10 protein-coding genes are annotated in these 12,296 nt (G+C 40.1%); 5 read left to right on the top strand and 5 right to left on the bottom strand.

Features of this window, described 5'->3' with window-relative positions; genetic code table 11:
- Nucleotides 1-221: 221 nt before the first annotated feature.
- From JK139_RS13405 to JK139_RS13385, 5 genes are all read right to left on the bottom strand, one after another.
- Nucleotides 222-671, bottom strand: a complete 450-nt coding sequence (locus JK139_RS13405; RefSeq protein WP_074419317.1) for a nucleoside deaminase — start codon at nt 669-671, stop codon at nt 222-224.
- A gap of 112 nt (nt 672-783) precedes the next feature.
- On the bottom strand, nt 784-1,521 hold the full coding sequence (locus JK139_RS13400) for a 3-keto-disaccharide hydrolase (RefSeq protein ID WP_228733237.1): 738 nt from the start codon (nt 1,519-1,521) through the stop codon (nt 784-786).
- A gap of 82 nt (nt 1,522-1,603) precedes the next feature.
- The gene (locus tag JK139_RS13395) at nt 1,604-2,026 is read right to left on the bottom strand and encodes a c-type cytochrome (protein ID WP_074419300.1); all 423 of its coding nucleotides are present in this window, start codon (nt 2,024-2,026) and stop codon (nt 1,604-1,606) included.
- 32 nt (nt 2,027-2,058) lie between these two features.
- A complete protein-coding gene (locus JK139_RS13390) occupies nt 2,059-3,114 on the bottom strand; it encodes a sugar phosphate isomerase/epimerase family protein (RefSeq protein ID WP_218331528.1) in 1,056 nt (351 codons plus the stop codon).
- A 91-nt stretch (nt 3,115-3,205) separates the two neighbouring features.
- Nucleotides 3,206-4,372, bottom strand: a complete 1,167-nt coding sequence (locus JK139_RS13385; RefSeq protein ID WP_074419319.1) for a Gfo/Idh/MocA family protein — start codon at nt 4,370-4,372, stop codon at nt 3,206-3,208.
- Between the two features lie 301 nt (nt 4,373-4,673).
- On the opposite strand from JK139_RS13385, the gene JK139_RS13380 reads away from it, so the two are divergent.
- From JK139_RS13380 to JK139_RS13360, 5 genes are all read left to right on the top strand, one after another.
- A complete protein-coding gene (locus tag JK139_RS13380) occupies nt 4,674-5,966 on the top strand; it encodes an MFS transporter (protein ID WP_228733236.1) in 1,293 nt (430 codons plus the stop codon).
- Between the two features lie 40 nt (nt 5,967-6,006).
- A complete protein-coding gene (locus JK139_RS13375) occupies nt 6,007-6,888 on the top strand; it encodes a hydroxypyruvate isomerase family protein (protein ID WP_218331526.1) in 882 nt (293 codons plus the stop codon).
- A 130-nt stretch (nt 6,889-7,018) separates the two neighbouring features.
- Nucleotides 7,019-8,698 (top strand): GMC oxidoreductase, encoded by a 1,680-nt coding sequence (locus JK139_RS13370; RefSeq protein WP_218331524.1) that lies wholly within the window; start codon nt 7,019-7,021, stop codon nt 8,696-8,698.
- 45 nt (nt 8,699-8,743) lie between these two features.
- Entirely contained in the window at nt 8,744-10,462 is a 1,719-nt protein-coding gene (locus JK139_RS13365; RefSeq protein ID WP_218331522.1) for a GMC oxidoreductase, read from the top strand.
- Nucleotides 10,463-10,563: 101 nt separating this feature from the next.
- Nucleotides 10,564-12,285, top strand: coding sequence for a GMC oxidoreductase (locus tag JK139_RS13360; protein WP_218331520.1), 1,722 nt, complete (start codon nt 10,564-10,566; stop codon nt 12,283-12,285).
- The last annotated feature ends 11 nt before the right edge of the window (nt 12,286-12,296 follow it).

Raw genomic sequence — 12,296 nt, 5'->3', positions numbered from 1 at the left:
AAGTTAAGTCCCTCATGGCCAATGGTACTTGGGCCTTGTCCCTGGGAGAGTAGGTAGCTGCCGTATTTATCTTAAAGCCGGCTTAGATAATACTAAGCTGGCTTTTTTTATGCTGTAAAACTAAAAAATTAGATAAGTTATAAATAGGTAAAACACCATTTCTCAAGTCTTTGATTACACCATTGAATCCTTAAAAAACACGGATCAATCTTTTTGTACATTCACCTTTTTCTTCTAAAAAATGCCTTCATTAAAAAAGCAGCTTCATCTGCCAATACACCTTGTGTAAGGGTGGTTTTGGGATGAAAAGGATATTGTTGAGGAAAGTACCGGCTATAACCATTTTTTTCGTCGGCTGCGCCATATACAATCCGCCCAATTTTACTCCAATACAAAGCACCGGCACACATCAGGCAAGGCTCTAAGGTAACATACAGTGTGGCTTCCGGTAAATACTTCGAACCCAATGCGCCAAATGCCGTTGTTAATGCAATAATTTCTGCATGTGCTGTGGCATCTTTCAATAACTCCACCTGGTTATATCCACGTGCTATAATTTCATTGTGCTGTACAATAATGGCCCCAACAGGCACTTCATCTGCATCAAAGGCTAATTCAGCCTGCTCTAATGCCTTTCGCATATAATAAGCATCATCTTTTAATATATCCATAAAAAAAATTGAATGATACCATTGTTTTGTTATTTCCCAAATGCAAAGTAGCGTATAAAAAAACAAACCCTCGTAAAAGGGTTTGAAGTAATACAATGACTGATTTAATGGTTTAAGGTAATTGTCTGATTTGAATATTTCTAAACCAAACATCATTTCCGTGATCCTGTAGGGCAATATGGCCTTTTTTAAACATCCCAAAGCCCGGCATGTTTTTAAATTTGCTATGGGCAATCATGTCTTGCCAGTTATTGTCCCATAAGGTTGTTTTTACTACAACTGTACCATTTAAAATAAGTTGTAATGTACTGTGGTTGGCAATAATTTCTGCTTTATCCCATTCACCAACGGGTTTAACCGTTTCTTTACTACAGGCAATTAAGTCATACAAATCGCCGGCACGATGTTTATGAATTTTGCCATCGGGGTGGCCATCATTATCTAAAACCTGCATTTCTAATCCCGTATTCCATGTTTCGTTGTATTTGGCCGGATTGTCTTGAACAAAAAATAAAATACCGCTGTTGCCATCTTTCGATATTTTCCACTCAGCTTTAAAATCGAAATTAGTAAAGGCTTTATTGGTAACCAAATCGCCACCACCTTCTGTTTGATAGCTTTTTTTATCGGCAGCATTTAAATGAATTGCCCCATCCTCAATTTTCCAGGCATTACCTACAGTGGTTTTGCCATAACTATGCCAACCGTTAAAGGTTTTGCCATCAAATAAAGACACCCATCCATGTTGAGCATTTAGGATGGGTATCTCAAAAGTTTTCTTTGTAAACGCAAAAGAAACAAACAATGCGCTCATGATAATCAGCGCCGCAGTTAATTTTTTTGGTAGCATATAATATATTTTAAATGATGAATTGCTTATCGGCATATCGGCACTGCACATTTCTTTATACGTCAATACAAATACGTTATTATTATTTTTTCAATAACAAAATATATTTAACCATTTGTTCTGCATCGGCAACAGATAAATTAGGATGTGGTGTCATAGGTACCTGGCCCCAAACACCTGACCCACCTTTAATAATTTTTGCGGCCAGCATAGGTATATCTTTATCGGTATATTTATTGGCAACATCGCGGTAAGCAGGGCCAATTAATTTTTCGTCTACTTTATGGCAGGTTAAACAATCATTTTTTGCTATCAGTGCCAAGCCTTTTTTATAATCTGGATTGTCTGATAAATCGGTTGATGCAGTTGCGGGTGCAGGTGAAGCTGCTTCAGTTTGTGGGGTAGAAGTGCTTGCAGCGGCTGACTGATCGCCACTATTCTGATTGCTGTTTCCACAGGCATAGGCCAGAAAAGCCATGCTGATTACGATTGACATTTTTTTCATAAAAAATAAATTTTTTAAATAATGGTGCAAAGTTATTTCAATCCCAATACCGAACGGTTAAAATCTTCTGAAGCAGCAGTGCCTGCAAAATCATCAAATGCTTTTTCGGTAACATGAATAATATGGTTACTGATAAAAGGAGCTCCTTCTTTGGCACCATCTGTTGCGTTTTTAATACAACATTCCCATTCTAATACTGCCCATCCTTTATAATCGTAAGTAGCTAATTTGCTGAAAATAGATTTAAAATTTACCTGCCCGTCGCCAAGCGATCTAAACCTGCCGGCACGGTTTACCCAGCTTTGAAAACCACCATATACGCCCTGTTTTCCGGTTGGATTAAATTCTGCATCTTTTACATGAAAAGCCCGTATGCGTTCATGGTAGTAATCAATATAAGTTAAATAATCCAGACATTGCAGTAACAAATGAGATGGGTCATATAACAAACATGCTCTGCGGTGTTGTTCAACTGCATCTAAAAACATTTCGTAGCTAACACCATCGTGCAAATCTTCGCCGGGGTGTATTTCATAACAAATATCCACATCACACTCATCAAAATAACGCAATATGGGCAACCAACGGTTTGCCAGTTCTGTAAAGGCTGTTTCAACCAAACCTATCGGTCTTTGTGGCCAGGGATACATCATTGGCCAGGCCAATGCACCGCTAAAAGTAGCATGGGCACTCAATCCTAAGTGTTGCGATGCTTTGGCTGCATAGCGCAGTTGTTGGGCTGCCCATTCGGTGCGTGCCTTGCTATTGCCATGTACTTCGGCAGGTGCAAAGCCATCAAACAAAGCATCATAAGCAGGATGCACGGCCATTAACTGCCCTTGTAAATGCGTGGATAGCTCGGTAATAGCCAGGCCATAACTGTTTACCAATCCTTTCAATTCATCGGCATAGGTTTTACTTTCGGCAGCTAATTGTAAATTAATGCAGCGGGCATCCCAAGTAGGTATTTGAATGCCTTTATAACCTAATCCGGCGGCCCATTCGCAAATAGCAGGCAGGCTGTTAAAGGGAGGTTCATTACCCATGAACTGTGCTAAAAAAATTCCGGGCCCTTTTATTGTTTGCATGGTGATATTTTTTTTGTAGTCAGCAATTGTACAAGTATGGGACTGTTGTTGCGTCGCACACTTGTACGTTCGGTAATACTATTCGTCAATACTACTCCGTAAATAGCGTCCATTTTTCCGATGAATGAGCAGAGGCTATCACACTGTCAATAAATGCCATACCTCTAACTCCTTCGGCAACTGAAGGAAAATCAAGCATTTCAGGTGTAGGTGTTTCGCCTTGTTGTTCTGCTAAAAGTGTGCGTGCAAAATTTCGGTAAATATTGCCAAATGCTTCTAAGTAGCCTTCGGGATGCCCACCCGGAGTGCGGCAATTTTGTGTAGCAAAAGAAGAGAGGCGCTCGGTATAATTGCTGCCTGCCCTCAATATTTGTGTAGGTGCATCTAACCACTTTACCATTAAGGTATTGGGTTCCTGTTGTGCCCATTCAATGCCTCCTTTTTCACCATAAACCCTTATTTTCAGTGCATTTTCTTCGCCTGCAGCTACTTGCGATGCCATTAAAACTCCTGCTGCACCGTTGTTAAATTTCAATAATACATTACCATCATCATCTAATGCCCTGCCTTCTACCATTACATTCAAATCGGCACACAAATGTGTAATTTTTAAGCCGGTAATGTATTCTGCTAAATGGGCAGCATGGGTTCCAATATCGCCCATGGCACCACTTTTACCGCTCTTTTTAGGATCGGTGCGCCAGGCTGCTTGTGCATTGCCTTCGCGTTCAGATAATTTGCTAAGCCATCCCTGCGGATATTCTACCCAAACCTTTCTGATTTTACCTAAAGTATTTGCCTGAATCATGGCTTTTGCCTGCTTCACCATGGGATAACCTGAGTATGTATGTGTTAAACACAAATGCAATCCCGTTGTAGCCAGTTTTTCTTTCAGTTGCTTGGCTTCATCTAACGAAAAAGTAATGGGTTTTTCAATTACTACATGAAAGCCTAGATCCAATGCCATCATGGCGGGTGCAAAATGTGCAAAGTTGGGGGTAACAATGGTAACAAAATCTATTCGTTCATTGGCAGGCATTTTGCTTTCGGCCTGCAGCATTTCTTCGTAGGTTAAATAGGTTCTTTCTTTGGGCAAAAAAAGCATTTCCCCCGATTCAATTGCTGTTTGCGGATGAATGCTCAATGCACCGCAGCTCAGTTCAATCAATCCATCCATATTGGCTGCTATACGGTGGATGGCGCCAATAAAAGCATCTTTTCCGCCACCAATCATACCCATTCGTAATTTTCTTTTCATGATTTCTTTATTTTTTTGCTGTAAAAAATGAGCCATATTGGCCGGATATTCACGTTGTTATTCTACAAAAAGATAACTGGAAACAACAGGCAATGCAATAGGGCTGCTTGGATAAATGAAATTTGTTTTGGCAAACATTCATTTCAACTGCAATCAAATGTAAGCTTTGTGTACTATAAAAAAACACATTTACAAAGGGTTAAAAAAGAATTGATTTTTATCAAAATCCATTACAAATGCTGCTGGTTAAAAAATTACTTTTACATTTAACCTTCAAACGATTTATACCTAACGATTGATTATGCAAGCCAACATTCAAAAAAACAAATTATTTGTTGCCAGTTGTTTAGCCTTATTGGTAACATCTCTTTCCTTTGGTATTCGAGCGGGTATTTTAGATACTCTGGGGACCCAGTTTCAACTCAATAAAGCCGAGTTGGGCGCTATTGCTGCTACTGCATTCTGGGGTTTCCCACTGGCCATTATTTTTGGCGGCATTGTGGTAGATGTTATTGGCATGAAGCGTTTATTAATTCTTGCATTTGTATTTCATTTAGCAGGTATTATTTTAACCATTTATGCAGGGAAATTTGGTAGCCCTTATGCTGCTTTATTTATTTCTACTTTGTTAATTGGCCTTGCCAATGGAACTGTAGAGGCGGCATGTAATCCATTAATTACTTCGTTATACCCTGATAATAAAACTACCAAACTCAACCACTTTCATTTGTGGTTTCCAGGGGGTATCGTAATTGGTACTTTACTGGTTTTTTTATTAAATAAAATAGGTATTGGCTGGCAAATTCAAGTGGGCTTAATGATTGTACCTACATTAATATATGGTTACTTATTCAGCAAATTGCAATTCCCTGTAACTGAACGGGTGGCAAAAGGAGTTAGTACTGCAAAAATGTACCGCTCTTTATTGAACCCTTTATTCATTATTATGATTATTTTAATGTTTGGTACAGCTATTACTGAACTATTTACTGGACAATGGATTGACGTATTATTAAAAAATGTAAGTGATAACGCTATTTTGCTCTTAACCATTGAAACTGGTGTGATGGTGGTGGGCCGTGGTTTTGCCGGCCCTGTGGTGCATCGGTTGTCACCTGCAGGTGTGCTATTATTCTCGGCCATATTTTCGGCCTTGGGTTTGTATATACTGGGACATACAACCGGTAATTTATTGTTTATAGGTGCATTGGTATTTGGTTTGGGGGTGTGTTATTTTTGGCCAACCATGTTGGGTTTTGTTTCTGAAAACCTGCCTGAAACCGGTGCTGTTGGTATTAATTTAATGGGCGGTGCAGGTATGTTTGCCGTTTCGATATATACCATTTTTATGGGTAGCCATTACGACAATCTACTGGCTGCGCAATTACCGGTAAATGCCGATATTAAAGCGTTTATGGAAGCGCCTCCCGGTTCAGATATGGCCAATCAGTTAATTGAAGCCAAAAAAGCAGCAGGCCCGGCTATTATTAATACTACTTTTGTAATTCCTGTTATTTTAATTGTGGCATTTACCACATTGTTTTTCTATAAAAAAAATCAAAAAAATAAAACAATGATCGTCGCACAATCATAGTAGCACTTCTCATTTTTTCCTTATCCCTTAAAATAGCAGCATGTATAACAGGCGCAAAGCAATTCAAACATTATTTACCGGAACGGCAACTGTTGCCGCTGCTCCTTTTTTATTACAAATGAAATCAAATACTGCTTTTGATATTGCTTCCTCATCATTAAAAGGCAATATCAATCATGCCGTGTGCAGGTGGACGTATCAATACTTGCCTTTAGATACTTTGTGTACTACTGCCAAACAAATTGGTATTAAAGGCATTGATTTGGTGGGGCCTGCCGATTGGCCGGTTTTAAAAAAGTATGGCCTTACTTCTTCTATGTGTAATGGCGCAGAACTTAACCTTACCGATGGATGGGCCGATACTAAATTTCATGCAGCTTTAATTTCCCGTTATAAAGAACATATTGCACTGGTTGCTAAAGCTGGATATAAAAATTTAATTTGTTTTAGTGGTAGCAGAAGAGGTATGGATGATGAAACAGGCTGGAACAATTGTGTACAGGGTTTGAAACAAATTATGGGCGATGCAGAGAAAAACAATGTAACCATTGTAATGGAATTGCTGAACAGCAAAATAGATCATAAGGATTATATGTGCGACCACACCAAATGGGGGGTAGAATTGTGTAAAAGAATAGGTTCTCCTAATTTTAAATTGCTGTACGATATCTATCACATGCAGATAGATGAAGGCGATGTGATAAGAACCATTCAGGAGTATCATCCCTACATTGCACACTACCATACCGGCGGTGTTCCGGGCAGGCACGAAATTAATGACACACAGGAATTGTATTATCCGGCTATTATGAAAGCCATTGTTGCCACAGGCTTTAACGATTTTGTGGCACAGGAGTTTATACCTACCGGTAATGATAAAATTGAATCACTAAAAAAAGCCGTTGTTATTTGCGATGTGTAAACGTTTGCATTAAAATATTGGTAAAAAGGAACAACGGTTCACATAGGGCGCAGAAAAAGAATAGCTTTAGCAATAAATGAATTTGGACAAATAATATTGATTTTTCACATTATAATTTATACATTTTATTATGGCTGACAATTATTTTGATGCAATTGTAATCGGATCGGGTATTAGTGGCGGATGGGCTGCTAAAGAATTAACCGAAAAAGGTTTAAAAGTGTTGATGTTGGAACGTGGCAAAAACATTGAGCACATTAAAGATTATGTAAACGCTAATAAAGATCCCTGGGAGTTTCCGCACCGGGGAAGGCCTACTCAGCAAATGATTAAAGATCATCCTGTTTTAAAACGCGATTATGTACTGAATGAATTTAATGTTGACTGGTGGGTAAATGAACAGGAATCACCCTATACAGAAGTGAAGCGTTTTGACTGGTTCAGAGGCTATCATGTAGGCGGTCGTTCCTTATTGTGGGGCCGACAAAGCTATCGCTGGAGCGATTTTGATTATGAAGCCAATGCCAAAGATGGGATTGCGATTGACTGGCCGGTGCGTTATAAAGAAATTGCCCCCTGGTATGATTATGTTGAAAAATTTGCAGGCATTAGTGGCAACAGAGACGGTCTTGCGCAGTTGCCGGATGGGGAATTTATGCCCCCCATGGAAATGACCTGTGTAGAAAAAGATGTTGCTGCCCGCATTAAAGACCATTACAAAGGTGCTCGTAATATGATTATTGGGCGCACGGCCAATATTACCGTGCCACATGAAGGCAGAACCAATTGCCAATACAGAAACAAATGCTGGCTGGGATGCCCATTCGGCGCCTATTTCAGTACACAGTCGGCCACCTTGCCGGCTGCGCAAAAAACAGGCAACCTCACATTAAGACCCTGGAGTATTGTTACAAAAATTCTATACGATAAAGATACCAAAAAAGCCACCGGTGTTGAAGTATTAGATGCAGTGAACAATCAAACCTATGAATATAAATCTAAAATTGTATTTCTGAATGCCTCTACCTTAAACAGCGCCTGGGTACTCATGAATTCTGCAACCGATATTTGGCCCGATGGTTTGGGTAGCAGTAGTGGAGAACTGGGTCATAATTTAATGGATCACCATTTAGGCGTAGGTGCATCGGGTATTGTAGAAGGGTATGAAGATAAATACATCTATGGCCGAAGAGCCAATGGCATTTACATACCTCGTTACAGAAATTTATTTGGTGATAAACGTGATTATTTAAGAGGTTTTGGTTACCAGGGCGGCGGAAGCCGTGAAGGCTGGAGCCGTAATATTCCGGAATTAAGTATTGGTGCTGCTTTTAAAGAGGCATTAACTGAACCCGGTACATGGACAATGGGCATGGGTGGCTTCGGTGAAATTTTACCTTACCATGAAAACAAAGTAACATTAGATAAAAATAAAAAAGATAAATGGGGTTTACCGGTATTGGCTATTGATTGCGAATTGAAAGAGAATGAATTGAAGATGCGTAAAGACATGCTGAATGATGCAGTTGAAATGTTAGAAGCTGCCGGCGTTAAAAATGTACAGGGCTGGGATGGTGATGGCACACCCGGAAGAGGCATCCATGAAATGGGTACCGCCCGTATGGGTAACGATCCTAAAACTTCTGTGTTGAACAAATACAACCAGGTTTGGGATGCGAAAAATGTATTTGTTACCGATGGTTCTTTTATGGTATCTGCAGCTTGCGTAAATCCTTCTTTGTCGTACATGGCATTTACAGCTCGTGCTGCCAATTATGCAGTAGAAGAATTGAAAAAAGGAAATATTTAATAATCTGTTGAAGTTATATTTTTCAACTTTTTAAACAGTTATCACATGCCGGGCAATCAACCCAATATCGCAACAAAAGCAACAGAGGCCAATACATATGATGCCATTGTAATTGGCTCAGGTATTAGTGGTGGATGGGCTGCTAAAGAGTTAACTGAAAAAGGATTGAAAATCATTATGCTGGAACGTGGCCGCAATTTTGAGCATATTAAAGATTATAAAACTGCGCAATGGGATCCCTGGGATTTTCCGCATCGCGGAAGGACCACCGAAGCACAACGTAACGCCTACCCCGTTATACATCGCGGATGGGCAGCTAATGAAGCAGTGATGGATTATTGGGCCAATGAACAGGATTGCCCCTATACCGAAATAAAACCATTTACCTGGTGGCGTTCTTACCAGTTAGGTGGTCGCTCCATATTGTGGGGCCGCCAAAGCTATCGCTGGAGTGATTTTGATTTTGAAGCCAATGCCAAAGACGGGATTGCGATTGACTGGCCGGTTCGTTACAAAGAAATTGCACCCTGGTACGATTATGTTGAAAAATTTACCGGCATCAGTGGTTCTTTGGAAGGGCTTCAGCAATTACCCGATGGGCAATATTTACCTCCTATACCGCTAAACTGTGTAGAAAAAGAAGTGGCTGCCCGTTTAAAAAAACAATACAACAATCAACGCCATTTATTTATAGGCAGGGTGGCCAATATTACAAAGCCTATTCAAAGCCGCACCAATTGCCAGTTTAGAAATCGTTGTTGGGAAGGATGCCCTTTTGGCGGATACTTTAGTACACAATCATCTACTCTTCCGGCAGCTATGGCAACCGGCAAACTAACGGTACGCCCTTTTAGTATTGTTACCCGGATTATTTACGATAAAAATACCCAAAAAGCCACCGGTGTAGAAGTATTAGATGCCGAAACCAATCAAACCTATACCTATTATGCAAAAATTGTGTTTCTCAATGCATCTGCCTTAAATTCTGCCTGGGTATTAATGAATTCTGCAGCCGATATCTGGCCCGATGGCTTAGGTAGTAGTAGTGGCGAATTAGGGCATAATATCATGGATCATCATTACAACTGCGGCGCATCGGGTGTTATGCCGGGATTTGAAGATGTTTATTATGATGGGGGCAGAAGGCCTACCGGTTTCTATATTCCCCGTTTTGCAAATTTGTTTAATGACAAACGAAACTACCTGCGTGGTTTTGGATACCAGGGTGGTGCCAGCCGCGAAGGCTGGAGCCGGGAAGTGGCTGAATTAAACATCGGTGCCAATTTTAAAGAGGCATTAACACAACCGGGTACCTGGACTATTGGCGCTACTGCTTTTGGTGAAATTTTACCCTATCATGAAAATAAAATAACCTTAGATCCCAACAAAAAAGACAAATGGGGTTTACCTGTTTTAGCAATGGATGCTGAAATTAAAGACAATGAAAAAGCCATGCGAAAAGATATGGTAAACGAAATGGCACAAATGTTAACAGCAGTAGGTGCTACGCAGGTAACTACCTGGGACAATGGCCATGCCATGGGCCACGGTATACATGAAATGGGTACTGCCCGTATGGGTAACGATCCTAAAACTTCAGTATTAAATAAATACAATCAGGTTTGGGATGCCAAAAACGTATTTGTTACCGATGGTTCTTTCATGGTTTCTTCTGCCTGTGTTAATCCATCGCTAACGTATATGGCCTTTACGGCAAGGGCTGTTGATTTTGCTGTAAATGAACTTAAAAAAAACAATATTTAAATTCGGGAATGAATGGTGCTGAATAATGATAAGAACGTACAAGTGAGTGACACAACCGGTGTTGCACAAAGTATTAATAGCCGGTAACAAAAAAATAAAATATGCCACAGGATACATCAAATATTCATTTGAATACAACAGGTAAACAAAACAATACCTACGATGCTATTGTAATTGGCTCTGGTATTAGTGGTGGATGGGCTGCTAAAGAATTAACAGAAAAAGGATTGAAAACACTTTTGTTAGAAAGAGGTAGAGATGTGGTACATATTAAAGATTATCCCACCGCTACATTAAATCCATGGGATTTTACGCACCGGGGTCGCATGCCTTTAAATGTAACCACTGAAAATCCGGTAGTTGCCCGCTGTTATGCATTTGGGGAAGCTTCGCAACATTTTTTTGTAAAAGATACCGAACATCCTTATGTTCAGGAAAAACCATTTGATTGGATTAGAGGGTATCAGGTAGGTGGAAAAAGTTTATTGTGGGCAAGGCAAACCCAACGTTGGAGCCGATTCGATTTTGAAGGTCCGGAGCGGGATGCTTTTGCCGTTCCCTGGCCTTTTACTTATAATGAAATTGCGCCATGGTATTCGCATGTAGAAAAATTTGCCGGTATCAGTGGTAATAAAGATGGGCTGGAAACATTGCCGGATGGAGAGTTTTTGCCACCCTGGGATTTGAACTGTGTGGAGAAAACCATTCAACAGCGCATTATGCAGCAATATAAAAATCGCTATGTAGTGCAAGGCAGGTGTGCGCATTTAACCAAACCCAATCCCATTCATGTGGAACAGGGGCGTACGCAATGCCAGGCCCGTAGTTTGTGTGAACGTGGTTGTCCGTTTGGCGGTTATTTCAGTTCAAATGCTAGTACCATTCCCTGGGCACAAAAAACAGGTAATCTTACATTAGTGCCCGAAAGTGTTGTTCACTCTATTATTTATGATGAAAAACTACAGAAAGCCACCGGCGTTAGAGTAATTAATGCTGTTACAAAAGAAGCAACGGAATATTATGCCAAAATTATTTTTGTAAATGCATCTACCATCAATACCAATTTAATTTTATTGAATTCTGTTTCCAATCGTTTTCCAAATGGATTGGGTAACGATAGTGGATTGCTGGGCAAATTTATTGCCTTTCACAATTACAGAGGGCACGTTACAGCTTCGTTTGATGGACCGCAGGATAAATATTATTATGGGCGCAGGCCAACACAAGCCATGATGCCTAATTTTAGAAATGTATACCATCAGGAAACTGATTTTTTAAGAGGCTATATGGTGCACTACAGTGCAGGCCGGGCAAGGGCTTCAGCCGATGGTATCGGCGCTGCATTCAAAGATGCCATTACCGAAGCCGGTAACTGGTATGTAAGCATGATGATGCAGGGTGAAACCATTCCCAAAGAAACCAATCACGTACGTTTAAGTACTACTGAAAAAGATGAATGGGGCATTCCACAATTAATTACTTCGGTTGCCTATGATGACAATGATGAAAAATTATTGAAAGATTTTCTAACTCAGGGTAGTGAAATGTTGGCAGCTGCCGGTTGTACCAATATACAAACACACGACAGCAAACAAGCCCCCGGCTTAGATATTCATGAAATGGGTGGCGTAAGAATGGGTAAAGACCCCAAAACTGCTTTGCTAAATGAATGGAATCAAATGCATCATTGTAAAAATGTATTTGTTACTGATGGGGCTTGTATGGTAAGCACCAGTACGCAAAACCCTTCATTAACTTATATGGCCATTACTGCACGGGCGGCCAATTATGCAGTTGAACAATTGAAAAAAAACAATATATAATTAAACTTTTA

It is taken from the genome of Hydrotalea lipotrueae, from assembly GCF_019249625.1.
GTDB lineage: Bacteria > Bacteroidota > Bacteroidia > Chitinophagales > Chitinophagaceae > Hydrotalea > Hydrotalea flava.
The sequence above is the reverse complement of the archived record's forward strand: the minus strand, read 5'-3'. Positions and strand labels throughout refer to the sequence as shown.

Bases quoted from the DNA above. Each gene is read 5' to 3' on its own strand.
- JK139_RS13405 (WP_074419317.1), bottom strand. From the start codon at position 671: ATGGATATATTAAAAGATGATGCTTATTATATGCGAAAGGCATTAGAG.
- JK139_RS13400 (WP_228733237.1), bottom strand. From the start codon at position 1,521: ATGCTACCAAAAAAATTAACTGCGGCGCTGATTATCATGAGCGCATTG.
- JK139_RS13395 (WP_074419300.1), bottom strand. From the start codon at position 2,026: ATGAAAAAAATGTCAATCGTAATCAGCATGGCTTTTCTGGCCTATGCC.
- JK139_RS13390 (WP_218331528.1), bottom strand. From the start codon at position 3,114: ATGCAAACAATAAAAGGGCCCGGAATTTTTTTAGCACAGTTCATGGGT.
- JK139_RS13385 (WP_074419319.1), bottom strand. From the start codon at position 4,372: ATGAAAAGAAAATTACGAATGGGTATGATTGGTGGCGGAAAAGATGCT.
- JK139_RS13380 (WP_228733236.1), top strand. From the start codon at position 4,674: ATGCAAGCCAACATTCAAAAAAACAAATTATTTGTTGCCAGTTGTTTA.
- JK139_RS13375 (WP_218331526.1), top strand. From the start codon at position 6,007: ATGTATAACAGGCGCAAAGCAATTCAAACATTATTTACCGGAACGGCA.
- JK139_RS13370 (WP_218331524.1), top strand. From the start codon at position 7,019: ATGGCTGACAATTATTTTGATGCAATTGTAATCGGATCGGGTATTAGT.
- JK139_RS13365 (WP_218331522.1), top strand. From the start codon at position 8,744: ATGCCGGGCAATCAACCCAATATCGCAACAAAAGCAACAGAGGCCAAT.
- JK139_RS13360 (WP_218331520.1), top strand. From the start codon at position 10,564: ATGCCACAGGATACATCAAATATTCATTTGAATACAACAGGTAAACAA.